This window comes from Anaerolinea thermolimosa (genome assembly GCF_001050195.2).
In the GTDB taxonomy this organism is placed as follows: Bacteria; Chloroflexota; Anaerolineae; order Anaerolineales; family Anaerolineaceae; genus Anaerolinea; species Anaerolinea thermolimosa.
This window is the reverse complement of record NZ_DF967965.1, coordinates 466,478-481,883: the sequence shown is the minus strand read 5'-3', so window position 1 is coordinate 481,883 and position 15,406 is coordinate 466,478. Positions and strand designations below refer to the sequence as shown.

Sequence of the window (15,406 nt, the reverse complement as noted above, 5' to 3'; positions counted from 1 at the left end):
ACCCTCGCCCCCACGTTGACCCCCCGCCCCACACAAGAATACAAACCCGGGGTGGGGAGTGTCATTCTGGAAGATGATTTTACTCACCCGGAAGATTGGCGCACAGGAGATTTTGAGGATGGCCGCATCACCTTTGGAAACCGCGCACTAAACCTGGTGGTCACCGCTCCCCGGGGAAGCCTGTTCTCGTTTGGGAAGAAAGAAATCCCGGCAGATTCCTACCTGGAGATCACCATTGAACCCGCCATTTGTCGGAATGATGACGTTTTCGGGGTAATGCTGCGAGCCCGCAGTGAGCGAGAAGGTTACCGTCTGCTGGGCTCCTGCAACGGGAATTTGCGTATGGAACGCCTGCGTCCTTCTGAGACAATCCCCCTGCAAGATTGGACTGCCTCCGGTGAACTACCGCGGGGAGGAATGCTACCCGTCAGAGTAGGGGTGTGGATGACCGGGAACGAATTACGCGTGTTTCTCAATGATGTGTATCAATTCAGTGTGCGCGATCCGCTATATCCCTCCGGCCAGGTAGGGCTGTATGCCAGAGCTTCAGGGAACACCTCTCTCACCGTGGCTTTCTCCAACCTGCGAGTACATTCCCTCGATCCGAGTCAGCTTCCTACCTCCACACCAATGCCTGCCGTTACCCCCTGAAAGACCCATCCCGCCGCCCCGACGGTTTTTTCGTTCCTCTGATTTTTCTCTCCCTTGCTATAATCATCCCATGGACTCACCTCAACCTGCCATCCTCATTTTAGTCGACGGGTTACGCCCCGAACCTGTGGAACAAGGGCTGATGCCCGCCCTCTCTCACCTCGCCGCCGGTGGCACGTCCACCCTCAAAGCCCGCTCTGTGATGCCCTCCATCACCCTTCCCTGCATTGCTTCCATTTTCCTCTCGGTTCCTCCCACCCGTCACAAAACGATTACCAACACCTGGCATCACAACCGCCGTCCACTTCCCGGTCTTTTCGAAATGGCCCGTGCCGGGGGGCTGCTCACAGCTTCATTCCACGGTTGGGATCCATTACGCGACCTTTCCCAGCCCGATGTGCTCGATTTCGCGTATTACCACCGTTCCGGAGACCCCATCACTTCTCAAACCGAGGCAGAGGTCTGCCAGTTCGCCGCGGATTGGATCGTTCGCCACCACCCGGGGTTCTCTTTCGTCTATATCGAGCTCCCCGACCAGCTTGGACATAAGTTTGGTTATCTCTCTTCAGAATACCTTTCCGGCTGTAAGCGAGTAGACGCCGCTCTCTCTGGATTCTTCGATCGGCTTCAGCAAGCCCGGGTGCTGGATGACTCTCTGGTAATCGTTACTGCCGACCACGGCGGTCATGACCGCACCCACGGAACGCCCCTTCCCGAAGATATGACCGTTCCTCTCATCCTGCATGGAAAGGGCATCCGTCCAGGGCATACCCTGGAAGGCAAAGCCAGCATTCTGGATATTGCTCCCACCATCACCCACCTCCTCGGCCTGCCCACACCTCCTGAGTGGCAGGGGCAGGTGTTAAGAGAAGCGCTTGCATGAGTCCGCGTTATCACTCCCACCCGGCAGGTCTGCCGGGAAGGTGTTGTGCCATCATCCATCCGTGGTCAGGGTTGATCTTTTCCCTTCTCCCTGGTCAGAGTATCACCTTTCTCCCGATGAACGAAAGCCATTTACCCCGGCTTTTGCAACTTTACCAGCAGTGTGAAGATTTCCTTGCCCTTGGCCCCAGCCCCCACGCCTCTCCTGAAATGGTTCTCGCCGATCTGGCGCTTTCTCGCCAGCATGGCGGCACTTTTTACGGAGTATTTCAGGGAAAGAACCTGGCAGGTGTGCTTGATCTGGTATTTTCGGGCTTTCAGGGAGACGCAAGCAGGGCCTATCTGGAATTGTTAATGATCGCCCCCAGATTTCGAGGACGTGGCCTGGGCAAAAATATTCTTGCCATGGTGGAGAAAACACTGCGAAGCGCCGGTGTAGCCACCCTGGAAGCCGATGTGCAGGTGAATAACCCCCTGGCTCTTCGTTTCTGGCAACGCGAAGGATTTCTTCCCATCGGCCAGCCCCGGCACCAGGAAGACGGAACCACAACCATTCATCTGATAAAACCCCTCGTATAAAAACCAGGAGGAGGGTTTCCTGGCACCAGACCCTCCTCCATTTCGGTTTTTGACCAGCATTCCTGGCCGTTATCCCGGTCTCATGCCTCGGGCTTCCATAATCCGCGGTAGATGTCCTTGCCCATATCTGCCGCTTTCCCGATGACGACAAATACCAGCACCAGACGATAAGCGATCTGAAATACGGTTTCCAGAACTTTCACCACATCCTCGGTCAACCCGGCTCCCTGTAACGCGGCGAGCGTTTGAGGGGTGACCTCTACAATCGAGGGGCCGGTAAGCATCACCAGAGCGAGGATTAATCCCAGCAAATTTAAGCCAGCAGAAGCCAGCCGCGAAGTCACCTTCCAGCTCCCATCACGGAGCACCCAGCTGTAGAGAACGATCTCCAGCGCCCAGATGGCGCTGAACCAGGGCACATACAGGAAAAATACCCGGCTGAGAACGGGTATAAAATGCCATACCCCCCCATCATAGATGTATAGCCCGATGCGGTTTCCCAGCACGTTGAAAAGAAACAGAGCGATAATGTTCAGCACAATACCGGTTAAGAGCGAGGCAGAAGAAACCCGGCTGGCCTCTGGCGTCACCGGCTTTAGTTTTCGAGGATCCCAATCAGCATCTTTGCTTTCTCCCCTGGGTGCTGTATGCTCAAGGATAGCAAACACCAGCGTCAGAATGCCAAAGAACATCAGGGACGCCTGCCAGAAACTCGCCAGCGATTGGAGCAATATCAGACCTGATTCTGAGAGCGTCAAACCAGGCCGGCTTACCGAAATTCCAAAACTGATAAGAAACCCTGCTCCAATCGCAACCACGACCGGCTTGAGAATACTGATGAAGGTAGGGAAAAGCGTCGGCCCGACGAGGTAACGAGGGGGCGCATAAGAACGAGCTACTTTTTGCGGCTCTCCAAATTCCTTAAGCAACGCAACTACCATGGCCTCATCCGGCGGGTGCCCCGCCTCTCTGCTGCGATCTTCCAGCGAGTCTTCAAGCAACGAGCGTATCTCTCTTTCAATATCCGGGCGTAATTTATCCGGAAGGTGGCGGCCCACCTCAGCAACATACCGATCAATCAAGTCATTCATTGGTCTTTCTCCTTCTCCAGAACCTTTTCCATCAGAGTCACCATCTGGTTCCATTCCTCTTTTAACTTTGGAAGCATTTTTCTGCCTTCACTGCTGAGAACATAATACCGCCTGGGACGGGGATCGTCGATCCGCCAGGCCGATTCAAGCAGTCCCTGCGATTCCAGTCGACGCAGTAAGGGGTAAAGTGTCCCCTGGTCGATTTCCAACCCGCGCTCGGAAAGATGCTTGATGAGCGAATAACCATATTGCTCCTGCTCGAGTTGAGCCATTACCGCCAGTACAATCACCCCCCGTCGAAGTTCTAAAATAATACTTTCCATAATTTGATTGTGTGCCATACCTTATTCCTTATAATACATTATACTATGTATCACATTATATTTCAAGATTTAAAATAATGATTGATAAGTTTTCCTCCCATCCAATCCGTTTGTAACTTTTACTGCTTATTTCAATCCAAAGGAATAGATACAGAGATTTTCGATCAGAGTACTGTAAAGGAGGCTCTTATGAATCAATGGACCAATGAATCAGGGATGGACCGCGTTATCCGTGTCATCGTCGGTATTGTTCTTCTGGCTCTGGGCTGGGGTGGTGTGGTAACCGGTGGCTGGGGGGTATTTTTAAAAATCATCGGGTTTGTCCCCCTGCTCACCGGCCTGGTGGGATTTTGCCCGGCCTATGCTCTCTTAAAAATTCGCACCAACAAGGCCTGATCTTCCCACCCGGAAGAACAACCTTCTAAATTAAACTACACACGGCGGCTCTTTCCAGATTCGCCGTGTGCATTCAAAATCTGAGATCTTTTATGAACCAGCAACAACTCCTGGAGGAACTCGCATCCCGGCCGCACCCCACAGTGGTCGAATTTTGGGCTCCCTGGTGCGCCCCATGCCGTGTGATGGCCCCTGCCCTGGAACAAACTGCCCGCGAGTTTAACGGGCGCGTTGAACTCCTTCGCATGAATGCCGATGATCACCCCGATCTTCTCCGCGAACTGCGCATCTTTGGTATACCCACTCTCCTGGTGGTGGTCAACGGGAAAGAGCTTTATCGTCGTACCGGTGCTTTATCGGTGAATGATTTGCAGGCAATTTTCACATCTGCTCTTACAGGTGAACGGCCCGCCACGACCCTCCGTCCTGTAGATCGCTTTCTCCGTGGAGGAGCAGGTGTGGCTCTTCTGGCACTTGCCTTTACGCTCCCCTCCCAGCCCCTGTTGCTGGCACTGGCAGGTGGCGCACTCTTATTCAGCGCCGTTTACGATCGTTGCCCGGTTTATCGCGCAGTGAGTGCCTGGATTCGCGCAAGAACAGGCTGAAAAGGCAAACAGCTGCTCTCCTTAATTCATCCCTGAATAGTCGGAATTTGATATAATCGGCAACGATGAAAAGATATCACATCTGGACTGAAGGTTGCCAAATGAATGTGGCCGACTCCCAGCGCGTGGCTTCAGCGCTGGAGCATCTCGGTTTTTCTGCCACTTCAGAGGCTGAAGAAGCCGATATTATTGTGCTCAACACGTGTGTTGTGCGGCAAAGCGCCGAGGATAAAGCCTACGGGCGTCTCCATTCTCTACGTCCGCTCAAGGAAAAAAATCCCGCACTGGTGATCAATTTAATGGGGTGTCTGGTGGGAGTTCGAAATCACGAGGCGCTTAAAAAACGTTTCCCCTTTGTCGATGTCTTCTCACCGCCCTCGGATCCAACCCCCCTTATTGCATTCCTCACCCAGTCCGAGGTACGTTCGCTCGAAGAAAGCGCTACAGCTACCCGCTATGCCATCATGGACGAAGAACTGGCGCTTCCGCAGGCCGAACGGGGCAACCTGGTTTCCGCTTACATTCCGGTAGTGTACGGCTGTTCCCACGCCTGCACCTTCTGCATCATCCCCTACCGCCGTGGGGTAGAGCGGAGCCGCCCCCCGGCTGATATTCTTAACGAAGCCAGGTCACTGGTACGGCAAGGGGTCAAAGAAATCACCCTGCTGGGCCAGATTGTCGACCGTTACGGGAAAGACCGGCCCGAATACCCCAGCCTTGCAGGATTGCTCATCCGTCTGAGCGAGATCGAAGGGCTCGAACGCATCCGCTTTCTCACCTCTCATCCCAACTGGATGACAGAAGAACTTCTCGATACCGTGGCCAGACTGCCTAAGGTCATGCCCCACATTGAAGTCCCCGTACAGGCCGGCGACGATGAAGTGCTGGCCAACATGCATCGTGGATATACCGCAGAGGATTACCGGCGCCTGGTAGCGCGCATTCGAGCACGTATTCCAGGGGTATCCATCGCGACCGACATCATCGTCGGCTTCCCCGGTGAGACCGAAGCTCAATTCATGCACACCTACGAACTACTGGCAGAACTCAAGCTCGATGTAGCCCATCTGGCCCGTTACTCAACCCGACCAGGCACCGTTGCCGCCAGACGCATGGAAGACAACGTCACGGAAGAAGAGAAGCTGCGCCGCTTCCGCCTTCTCGAAGAGTTACAGGAAAAGATCGCCACCGAAATCAATCAGGCCTACCTCGGCCAAACCACCCCGGTGCTCTTTGAAGAAAAAGTGAAACGGCGCTGGAAGGGACGCACCCCCACCAACAAGCTTGTCTTTGTGGAAAGCGAAGCCGACCTGCGCGGACAAATTCTGCCCGTAAAAATTACCTGGACCGGTCCATGGTCCATGATCGGTAATCTGGTCACCCCTTAACGATAATAAACCGCCTGGTTCCCAAGCACCCCCCAGGACGACAGAAAGCGCTCAATGGGCACACTGTAGACCAGATGGTTATCCAGCACGGCCACCGAATAGGGAGAATAGCCAATAACAATTACGGTATGCTCCATGGGCGCAACCATAACCGTCTCCCCATCTGAGGCTTCGTAAGGCACGGCTTTTCCCCACCACACACTGCCAACCACCCACACAATCACCGGCTGACCATCGGCAATTTCCGCACGCAACTCATCCCAGGACATTCCCCGTTCATCCTCCGCCGGGATTCCATACGCCCGTAAAAGGGCTCCCACCGGCGCGGCATGTACCCCGTAAGGATTGGGCGGAATCTGCCCGAAAACCCCGTTGGGATCACCCACAAAACCCTTTTCCGGGTTATCGCTGCGCGGAAGAGCGTTCAAAAACTCAAGCTCTCCAATTTTAGTGCCAAAAAATGCAGCCCAATCCACCGCCGAGCGCGACTCGCAGCTCAACGCCAGGGTCTGAGGGTGCCCAACGACCCCCTTAATCACTGCCTCAGCAGGGAGCTCAGTGGGCGAGGGCGGCGGGAGGGTGGGCTCCATGGTGGGGGTGAAAGTCGCGCTTGGAGAGGGCGTTGGTGTGGAAGTCCACGTGGGCGATGGGGTAAAACTGGGCGTGGGGGTAAAAGTCTGGGCGCGAAACGGCGTGCGCGTTACTGTAGATGCCGCCATCCGGCTCAGCGGGACAGGTTCCAGTTCCCCTTCATGCTGTACGGCTGCAAGAGCAATGATCAGGGTAAAAAATCCCAGAGCGATCAAACCCGGCCAATTCTTCCAGGGAATGTGGACTTTCTGAAGGGTCTTCCGTAATCTCACAACCATGCTCCGATTGTACAGGAAAGTGCTGGGTAGCGTATAATGGAAAACACCTTTGCAAGACTCTTGCCACCCCATGACCCGTTGAGCGATATCACCCTGTAGGTAATATCTATGCCCGCAACCCAAAAACCAGCCATACCCGCCCTGCCCCTCCCCCTCATCCTCTTCTTTCTTGTACGAATCCCTCTTTTACTTGCTCTTCCCTTCGATGGCCTGCGAGGATACGGTGATTTACTCCATTTCTATAACCTGGCCGACATTCCCGGCCTGCCTTATCTGAGTTTCTGGATCGAATTTCCCCCCGGGTTTGCCTTTCTCAACGAGGCTCTGTATGCACTGGCCGGGGGCGTGGAACATGTGTACACTTATCTCTTTGTTCTTCTCCTCCTCCTCGCTGATATCGGCAGTGTCATCCTGTTCACTCACCTGGAGCGCCTTCTCTATCCCGGCGTTTCCACACCCACCTGGCGCAGTCTGGGGTATGCGGCCTTGCTGGGAGGTCTCCCCTATGCCTGGTGGTATTTCGATTCCCTCACCGTTTTCTTCACCCTCCTCACCCTGTACCTGGTACTTTCCAGGCGGAGTTCACTGGCCGCAGGGCTGGCCCTTGGAGCCGGAATTTTAATCAAATTTTTTCCTGTCCTGCTCCTACCTGCCCTTGCCCGCACCCAGAAACTCCAACGTACAGTAATGGTAGGCGGGGTCGCCCTGCTGATGACCTTCCTTCCTACCATCCTGCTTTATCGAATATCCCCTGAGTTCACCCGTGCTACACTTACCATTCAATCTTCGCGCGGGTCTCTCGAGACGATCTGGGCTTTGATCGATGGAAATTATCGCACCGGGGGATTTGGCCCGCTCAAAGACCGGCTTGACCCGGCCATGGCCGAGGTCTCCTATCGCAACCCTCCTGTCATTCATCCTTATTTCCTTTTGCTCCCCTTCGGCGCGTTGGGGCTCTTCCTTTTCTTGAAGGCAAAGCTCAACACACCGGCGCGCATGGTTGCCTTTTATGGGTTAACCCTGGTTATCTTTTTCCTCTGGTCGCCAGCCTGGAGCCCTCAATGGGTGCAACACCTTCTTCCTGTAGCGTTCTTACTCCTGCCCTACTCTCCGGGCCTGCTCCTGACGGCTTTACTGGTACTGGTCAACCTCCTGGAATGGCCTCTGTTGCTTTCGCGCGGTCTGTTTTACACCCTTCCGCTCACCATTCTGTTGCGCCTTCTGCTTATGATCCTTCTCGGCTTTTTCTTCTGGCGAGAAGCTGGATCACCCGGCAGCCGCAAGATGCCCCACGCTACCCCCTCATCTGCAATTTAATACCCGGGCTTAAAGGGTATACAACTTTTAGGATTTTTAATTCGTACCTGTACTATAGAATCTTCACTGGTCTTTTATTCAAGTAAGGAGATGAAACGATGTCAGACTATACGAATGCTCCCGGGCAACGCCTCGACCTTCCTGAACCGGTAGTCACCCTCACCGGGCGCACCCTGGGGGGGACAGATTTTCAGATCATTGGTTCCATCATGCAGGCAGTCACCCTGCGCATGCGCCCCGGACAGGGATTCTACACCGAAGTCGGCTCGCTTTCCTGGATGAGCGACGGGGTCAGCATGGACACCAACCTGGGAAAAGGTGGATTGCTTGGCGCCCTTGGACGGGCGGTTACCGGCGAGTCGCTGTTTGTGGTCAACTATACCGCCACGGTGGAGGGTGCGCTGGCCACCTTCAGCAATGATTTTCCCGGGAAAATCGTCCCGGTTAATCTGGCTCAGGGTCAGGCGATGATTGCCCAGAAAGATACCCTCCTGGTCGCTGAAAAAAGCGTCAATCTTTCCATTGCTTTCCAAAAACGCCTCGGTGCGGGACTCTTTGGAGGGGAAGGATTCATTCTGCAGAAATTTGAAGGCCCTGGCACTTTCTTCGCTTCTTTCGATGGCGAAATCGTCGAATACACACTGCAACCAGGGCAGCGTATGCTAGTCGACACCGGTCACCTGGCCATGTTTGAACCCACGGTGACGTATGATATCACCATGATCAAGGGCATCCGCAACCTGCTCTTCGGCGGCGAAGGACTGTTCCTGGTGAGCCTTACCGGCCCCGGGCGTATCTGGTTACAAACCATGCCCATGTCAAAGCTGGCAGGCACGATTCGCAAGTACATGCCTAAGGCTGAGGGCAAAACCGAAGGGCCCGGATTCAACATTCAACTCGGGTGAAAGAATAAACGGGCGCGTCGCGCCCGTTTATTCTTCTTCGATCAGGTGAATATCTGCCAGTTGTTCAAGGATGGCCACCACAGCGGAGTTATCCAGCTCCCCCAGACCCTGCGCAACCATTGACTGAAACAGCTGGCTGTGAACCGCGGCTGATGGCAATGGCACGCCGTATTCCCGGGCAGTCTCCAGGATAATTTGTAAATCTTTGGCCTGCATGCGTGCCTTGAAACCCGGCTGACGGTTGCCTGCGAAAAGCCGCGGCGGTTTGACGTCCAGCGTCCAGCACTGTGCCGCTCCCCCTCGAATAGCCTCCACCACTTTTCGCGGATCGGCCCCGGCCTTCTGCGCAAGGATGAGCAATTCTCCCATGGCAACCATTTGCGCCGCCACCATCACCTGGTTGGCCGCCTTGGCAATCTGCCCGCTTCCCGGCCCGCCAATGTGCGTGATGGTCTTCCCTTCCGCTTCCAGCACCGGACGTACTTTCTCCAACGCTTCCCGATCTCCACCTACCATAATGGTCAGCGTGCCGTTGCGTGCACCAATATCACCGCCAGAAACCGGAGCATCCAGCGCCTGCACACCCACTTCCCCCAGCTTTTCAGCAATCCGGCGCGCGGTTGATGGCTTGATCGTGGAATGGTCCACAAAGATCAGGCCAGGGTGCGCCCCGGCAATGATCCCGTTTTCTCCCAGAGCCACCTGCTCTACGTCGGGTGAGTCAGGCAGATTGGTGAATACCACATCCACCTTTTCAGCCACCTCAGCCGGAGAAGAAGCCGCCTCTGCTCCCTCAGAAACCAGCTCATCCACCGCGCTCCGACTGCGATTATGAACGACCAGCGGAAAACCCGCTTTAAGGATATTGCGTGCCATGGCCTTGCCCATGATTCCCAAGCCGATGTATCCAACCCGCAGCAAATCACACCTCCTGTCTATCCTGAAACCGATAACCCACCCCCGGTTCCGTGAGAATAAACCTGGGACGGTCGGGATCAGGCTCAATTTTTTTTCGTAAATTACTGATGTTCACTCTTAACAGGTGAGCTTCCTCCTCATAGGCCGCCCCCCACACCTGACGTAAAATCTGGTTATGGGTCAGCACCTTACCGGCATTTTGGACCATCACGCGGAGCAAATCATACTCTGTGGGGGTTAATGCGATGCGCTCCCCTGCGCGGGTCACCTCGCGGCGGGCCAGATCGATGCGCAAATCGCCCAGCTCAAAAACCGGTTCCTGAGCCGTCCGGTGTGCATGGCGAGCCGCCACCCGAATTCGCGCCAGCAATTCCCGCATTCCAAAAGGTTTGGTGAGGTAATCATCGGCGCCGGCATCCAGGGCAGCTACTTTATCATCCTCTCGATCTCTTACTGAAAGAATGATGATCGGAATTTTGCTCCATTCACGGACACGCCGCACCACTTCAACCCCATCCATATCGGGCAGGCCAAGATCCAGGATCACAAGATCAGGGCGGTCATTGGTCAGGCTCTGCAGAGCTTCACCGGCTGAACCGGCCTCAAGAATCTCAAAACCACGCGTCAGGAGTGAAGCGCGCAAATATCGCCGGATCGCTCGCTCATCGTCCACAACCAGGATGCGCATCGGGTATTCTTCCATGCTCCCTTACCCTTCCTGTCCTGTTGGATTTTTTGGAGGCTCGCCCACAGGAATAGCCAGTGTGATGACTGCCCCGCCTCCCATTCGATTCTCCGCCCAGATGCGCCCTCCGTGTACCTCAACAATCCCCCGACAGATGGAAAGCCCCAGCCCTGTTCCGGGGACGCTATCCGGTCGCTGGACACGATAAAATTTATCAAAAATCCGTTGCAGATCATCGGAGGGAATCCCCACCCCACGGTCAGCCACGGATATCCACAACTCATTTCCATAGACGCCTGCTGATATGTCAATCTCTGATGACTCGGGCGAGTATTTTGCGGCATTATCCAGCAAATTATAAAGCACCTGTACCATGAGAACAAAGTCCAGCATCACATCGGGTAAATCATCCGGGATGTGGGTATGCACCTCTCGCCCCGCCAGCCGCCTTGGAGCCTGGGAGAGCGCAGTACCGATCAAGTCGCGAACGTCGCAGGGGCGTTTGTGCACGCGCATGGCTCCGGCTTCCAGGCGGGTCATATCCAGCAGATTCCCCACCAGGCGATTTAACCGGTCAGCCTCTTCATCGGCATTTTCGAGCAGGTCGAGGCGGATGGAATCATCCAGTTCTTCTCCCGATTGCTCTGCCTCCAGCAGGCTGGAAATTGCTCCGCTGACCGTAGAGAGCGGAGTGCGCAGGTCGTGGGAAATAGAATTGAGCAACGCCGCCTGGAGTTTCTCGGTCGTCTGCAGAATCGCCGCCTGTTGAGCCTGTTCGTTGAGCCGGGCGCGCTCGATCGCCAGCGCAGCCAGATGACCAAACCCGGCCAGTAAGTCACGTTGATCTGGAGATTGAAACTGCTCCACTGCCTGAGGTAAGATAGCCAGCACCCCCACCACGCCATTCCTGGTCTCCAGCGGCAGGCAACGTACGTGAGCTTCTCGCATCGTGTCCGTTCCTGCACCAGCTGACTGCCGGTGTGAAAACGCCCAGCTGGCAGCCTCCAGATCCAGGGCATTCAGGGTGATAGCGGGTGTCGCCAGGCGCACCTTTAACTGTCCCACCTCAGGCAGCAACACCGCCGCCTGGCAGTGAAAAATCTGGCTCACATGATGTAAAACCGCTTTAAGCATCTCATCCAGTTGAATGGCCGTGGTCAGGTCGCGGCTGAGCGCACTCAGTGCAGAGGTTTGAATCTCCCGTTGCCGGGCAGCCCTTACCTGAGCCCGCAGCCATCCGGTCAACGTTCCGGCAAACAATCCTGCCGCCATCATTCCGCCCAGCGTAACCAGATGACGGAGATCGCCCGGGGTAAGCAAAGGCGCCGGATGATCCAGCAGGGATACAAAAGCCACTCCACTCACCAGGGCAGAGACCACCCCGGGGCCGCGCCCCAGATAGGCGCCGGAAATCACAATCCCGCCCAGAAAAAGCATGATCAGATGCGTCGGCTCAAACCAGCGTTGAAGCCACAAAGAAATAAAAGTGACCAGAATTACAATGCCAAGGGAATAAAAATAATGGCGGAGCGGCGCTCGAAAGTGCACTCCCTGCCACCACCCGGGCCGAAGCGGGGGTTGTGCATCGCTGATCACAAAAACATCAGTGCTCCCGCAACGCTCCAGCAAGCGATCTACCCGCGAACCGCGCACCAGTTCCAGCCAGCGTGACCGACGTGGCTTCCCGATGATGATGCGGGTGATATTCTGCTGCCGGGCAAATTCCACCAGCGCTTCAACCACCGACTCTCCGGTCAGGGTGATGGGTTGAGCTCCCATCTCTTCAGCAATGCGTAAATAACGCAAAAGCATGGCACGTTCACCGGGCGGCATTTGCAGGTGCCGCGGGGTCTCCACAAAAACCACGAACCATTCAGCACGTAAGGCTTCAGCCAGCCGCCGCCCCGATCGAATGAGGCGGTCTCCAATGGGATGGGCGCTGATGCACACCATTACCCGTTCTGCCGCTCCCCATGGGCCATGAATGGAATGCGTGGCCATGAAATCACGCATGTCGTTATCCACGCGCTCAGCCGTTTCGCGAAGCGCCATTTGCCGCAGAGCGGCCAGCTCCCCAATCCGTGCCGATACGTGATCAGCGGCTTCACCCAGCCCGCCTCGCTGAAGCCTCGCGAGAAGTTCCTCCGGGGGAAGATCAACCATTTCCAGCTCATCGGCCCCATCCACCACTCCATCGGGTACCGTTTCTTCTACTTCCTGGCCGGTGATTTGCCGGACGATGTCTGTCAGGCTCTCTAAATTCTGGACGTTCATCGTCGTATAAACATTGATCCCGGCTTCGAGGAGTTCCAGCACATCCTGGTACCGCCGGGCATGGCGGGAGCCCGGGGCATTGTGATGCGCAAGGTCATCCACCAGGGCCAGTTGAGGCTTCCGGTTCAGAACAGCCTCAAGATCCATCTCTTCAACCGGTTGATCTGCCTCAATCCGGCGGGGAGGTAAAGATTCCAGGTCTGCGGCAAGGGCTTCCGTCTCGGTACCTTTTTCCACCTTCAGCCATGCCGCTACCACATCTACCCCTTCCGCTCTGCGGCGACGGGCCGCCTCGAGCATGGCATAGGTTTTCCCGACGCCATCCGCATAACCGAGAAAAATCTTCAATTTTCCACGTTGAGACTGGCTTTCCACAGGCTCTATTATAGTCAAAGACGAACCCAAACCGGGCGTGTCTGGGCTTCATCTCCAGCAAGATTGAAACACCGCCGTGGGGTAAAATCCTTCCACACCTCGCTTGTGGATTCCACCCCTTGATAGTTATACTAAAGATCGTAATTTCTGCATTGGAGGAGGTGCGTTTGTCTGAAAAAAGCCCCCACGCCATGCCCGCCATCCTCCGGTGGGCTCAACATCATCCCCTGGCAGGTTATCTGTGGATTACCTTCGGTTTTTCATGGGGGCTGTGGCTATTCCCCCTGTGGATCCATCTGGACGACCCGCTTACCTTCCGGCATCTGGTATCCATCGGAGCTTTTGGGCCAGCGCTTGGTGGGCTAGTGATGACCATGCTTTCCAGTCAACAGCGCGAAAAGCCCCGCTCCATGGAACCTTTCTTTCTTGCATTCCTGGCTGTGGGAGTGTTGTATTTCATCTGCCTCCCTTATGCCTCGGCCCTCCCCCTGGAAGCTTCTCTCTCCGGCTGGCTGGCCAGGTTCTTTTTGTTTCTGGCAGCTGCCGGAGTGATTCTGGTTTTCTTCACCTCCGGAATGGCGAGACGACCCTTCCAACAGGCATCTACCTCTCATCCTCTGGTATGGTATGCAATAGCCATTCTGGTTTACCCTTTTTTACTGGCCAGCGGGTTGCTCCTCTCAGCCGCCCTCGGGCAGACGCTGGAAGTTACCCTTCCCGCCCGGGAATGGCCGCTACTCCTCTGGCGGGTATTAACATCCTTTACCTATATTTTCCTTTTTGGCGGGCCACTCGGTGAAGAACCCGGCTGGCGAGGGTTCGCGTTGCCCCAACTGCAACAAAAGTTTTCTCCCCTATGGGCGTCTCTGCTCATCGGCGTCATCTGGGGAATCTGGCATATTCCCATGCATCTCAACGGGTTTTACCCTTCGGCAGGGCCACAAAACCTCCCGTGGGAACTGGGAATCCGCCTGCTGACCACCACCCTGGTTTCCTTCCTCTACACATGGATGTATAACCGAACCTCAGGTAACCTGCTGGTGTGTACTTTACTCCATGCCAGTTTCAACACCGCCTCTGCCTGGATGGAAAGCACGCCCATCTCCATCGCTTTTCTGGCCGGGGTGGTGCTGGTGCTGATCATCACAGGCAAAATGTGGCGAAAAATCGATCCACAGGAGAGGAATAAATGAGCCTTCCCATCGATTTGAGTGGAAAATGTGTCCTGGTAACCGGTGGAAATACCGGCATCGGTGCCGAAATCTCCCGCACCCTGGCCGCCGCTGGCGCCCGGGTTGCCATCGATTACGTCATTCTGCCTGAACGTGCGCAGAGGCTGGTTGAAGACCTCAACCAGAAATACGCCCCCGGAACGGCTATCGCCATCGAGGGAAGCATCGCCGAAGAAGATTCGGCCAGACAAATTGTAGACACGGTAGTGAAATCTTTTGGCAGGCTGGATGTGCTGGTCAACAACGCCGCTCTGGAAAGTGTCTTCCCGGCGCTGGATTTGCCCCTGGCAGAATGGGATCGAATCCTGAATGTGAACCTGCGTGGAACGTTCATCATGTCCCGCACCGCAGCCAGACAGATGGTAGCCCAGGGAAACGGCGGGGTGATCATTAACATCCAATCCATTCACGACCTCATCGCTCGAAAAGGGGCAGTGCATTATTGCGTCTCCAAAGCCGGGGTCGCCATGCTCACAAAGATGCTCGCCCTGGAATGGGCTGAGTACGGCATTCGCGTGGTTGGGGTCTCACCCGGAGCCATTGCCGCCGATCGCGGCACTCCTGCCGGGCCGCCTCCTCCAGATATGGCTGAGTTCCTCAACCAGTTCAACGAGTGGATTCCCCTGGGGCGGTTCGGGAAACCCCAGGAAGTGGCAAACGCAGTGGCCTTCCTCGCATCTGACCTGGCCTCGTATTGCACAGGCACTACCCTCTATGTGGATGGAGCCTACTCTATTAACCTGGTGAGATATGACCAGCGCCAGTGGTTATCCCGGAATGATAAGACATCGTCGGGCATTCCATGAAGGCCAGGAAGAAACCGTGCTATGATACATCTAGTGTTCCATCAGGCGGAGGGAATCCCTGAGAGAGGGAGTGCCCGATGGATTGGTTTCACCCACAGGGAGGATTCTTT

The 15,406-nt window shown here is 55.5% G+C and carries 16 protein-coding genes; 10 read left to right on the top strand and 6 right to left on the bottom strand.

What is annotated here, in order from left to right; genetic code table 11:
* From ATHL_RS18720 to ATHL_RS02235, 3 genes are all read left to right on the top strand, one after another.
* The coding region (locus ATHL_RS18720; protein ID WP_162787547.1) for a hypothetical protein at positions 1-651 on the top strand (651 nt) is incomplete at its 5' end.
* Between the two features lie 70 nt (positions 652-721).
* Positions 722-1,534: an alkaline phosphatase family protein gene (locus ATHL_RS02240; protein WP_062189324.1), complete on the top strand. Its 813-nt coding sequence runs from the start codon at positions 722-724 to the stop codon at positions 1,532-1,534.
* Positions 1,531-2,112, top strand: coding sequence for a GNAT family N-acetyltransferase (locus ATHL_RS02235; RefSeq protein WP_062189322.1), 582 nt, complete (start codon positions 1,531-1,533; stop codon positions 2,110-2,112). Before ATHL_RS02240 ends, ATHL_RS02235 begins: the two co-directional genes overlap by 4 nt.
* 80 nt (positions 2,113-2,192) lie before the next feature.
* Here the strand turns inward: ATHL_RS02235 and ATHL_RS02230 are convergent, their stop codons facing one another.
* Both ATHL_RS02230 and ATHL_RS02225 read right to left on the bottom strand, forming a co-directional pair.
* Positions 2,193-3,203 (bottom strand): hypothetical protein, encoded by a 1,011-nt coding sequence (locus ATHL_RS02230; protein ID WP_062189320.1) that lies wholly within the window; start codon positions 3,201-3,203, stop codon positions 2,193-2,195.
* Positions 3,200-3,544: a PadR family transcriptional regulator gene (locus tag ATHL_RS02225; RefSeq protein WP_062189317.1), complete on the bottom strand. Its 345-nt coding sequence runs from the start codon at positions 3,542-3,544 to the stop codon at positions 3,200-3,202. Before ATHL_RS02225 ends, ATHL_RS02230 begins: the two co-directional genes overlap by 4 nt.
* Before the next feature lie 171 nt (positions 3,545-3,715).
* On the opposite strand from ATHL_RS02225, the gene ATHL_RS02220 reads away from it, so the two are divergent.
* From ATHL_RS02220 to miaB, 3 genes are all read left to right on the top strand, one after another.
* The gene (locus ATHL_RS02220) at positions 3,716-3,922 is read left to right on the top strand and encodes a YgaP family membrane protein (RefSeq protein WP_062189315.1); all 207 of its coding nucleotides are present in this window, start codon (positions 3,716-3,718) and stop codon (positions 3,920-3,922) included.
* A gap of 92 nt (positions 3,923-4,014) precedes the next feature.
* The gene (locus ATHL_RS02215; protein WP_062189313.1) at positions 4,015-4,527 is read left to right on the top strand and encodes a thioredoxin family protein; all 513 of its coding nucleotides are present in this window, start codon (positions 4,015-4,017) and stop codon (positions 4,525-4,527) included.
* A 65-nt stretch (positions 4,528-4,592) separates the two neighbouring features.
* Positions 4,593-5,915, top strand: a complete 1,323-nt coding sequence (gene miaB, locus ATHL_RS02210) for a tRNA (N6-isopentenyl adenosine(37)-C2)-methylthiotransferase MiaB (protein ID WP_062189311.1) — start codon at positions 4,593-4,595, stop codon at positions 5,913-5,915.
* On the opposite strand, the gene ATHL_RS02205 is transcribed toward miaB, so the two are convergent.
* Positions 5,912-6,784, bottom strand: coding sequence for a C39 family peptidase (locus tag ATHL_RS02205; protein ID WP_062189309.1), 873 nt, complete (start codon positions 6,782-6,784; stop codon positions 5,912-5,914). The two genes, miaB and ATHL_RS02205, sit on opposite strands and share 4 nt — an antisense overlap.
* Positions 6,785-6,892: 108 nt before the next feature.
* Between ATHL_RS02205 and ATHL_RS02200 the strand changes: the two genes are divergently transcribed.
* Both ATHL_RS02200 and ATHL_RS02195 read left to right on the top strand, forming a co-directional pair.
* A complete protein-coding gene (locus ATHL_RS02200) occupies positions 6,893-8,101 on the top strand; it encodes a hypothetical protein (RefSeq protein WP_062189307.1) in 1,209 nt (402 codons plus the stop codon).
* Between the two features lie 98 nt (positions 8,102-8,199).
* On the top strand, positions 8,200-9,006 hold the full coding sequence (locus ATHL_RS02195; RefSeq protein ID WP_062189305.1) for a TIGR00266 family protein: 807 nt from the start codon (positions 8,200-8,202) through the stop codon (positions 9,004-9,006).
* 27 nt (positions 9,007-9,033) lie between these two features.
* Here the strand turns inward: ATHL_RS02195 and ATHL_RS02190 are convergent, their stop codons facing one another.
* Genes ATHL_RS02190 through ATHL_RS02180 form a run of 3 tightly spaced genes read right to left on the bottom strand, consistent with a single transcriptional unit; the run spans position 9,034 to position 13,258 of the window.
* Complete coding sequence (locus ATHL_RS02190; RefSeq protein WP_201797920.1) at positions 9,034-9,927, bottom strand: NAD(P)-dependent oxidoreductase; 894 nt, start codon at positions 9,925-9,927, stop codon at positions 9,034-9,036.
* Between the two features lies 1 nt (position 9,928).
* A complete protein-coding gene (locus ATHL_RS02185) occupies positions 9,929-10,627 on the bottom strand; it encodes a response regulator (protein ID WP_062189303.1) in 699 nt (232 codons plus the stop codon).
* A 6-nt stretch (positions 10,628-10,633) separates the two neighbouring features.
* Positions 10,634-13,258, bottom strand: a complete 2,625-nt coding sequence (locus ATHL_RS02180; protein ID WP_162787546.1) for a sensor histidine kinase — start codon at positions 13,256-13,258, stop codon at positions 10,634-10,636.
* 167 nt (positions 13,259-13,425) lie between these two features.
* On the opposite strand from ATHL_RS02180, the gene ATHL_RS02175 reads away from it, so the two are divergent.
* Together ATHL_RS02175 and ATHL_RS02170 are read left to right on the top strand one after the other, a co-directional pair.
* Positions 13,426-14,451 carry a CPBP family intramembrane glutamic endopeptidase gene (locus tag ATHL_RS02175; RefSeq protein ID WP_114679456.1) on the top strand — a complete coding sequence of 342 codons (1,026 nt, stop codon included), beginning with the start codon at positions 13,426-13,428 and terminating at the stop codon, positions 14,449-14,451.
* On the top strand, positions 14,448-15,296 hold the full coding sequence (locus ATHL_RS02170) for an SDR family NAD(P)-dependent oxidoreductase (protein WP_062189298.1): 849 nt from the start codon (positions 14,448-14,450) through the stop codon (positions 15,294-15,296). The genes ATHL_RS02175 and ATHL_RS02170 overlap by 4 nt, the downstream gene beginning before the upstream one ends.
* The last annotated feature ends 110 nt before the right edge of the window (positions 15,297-15,406 follow it).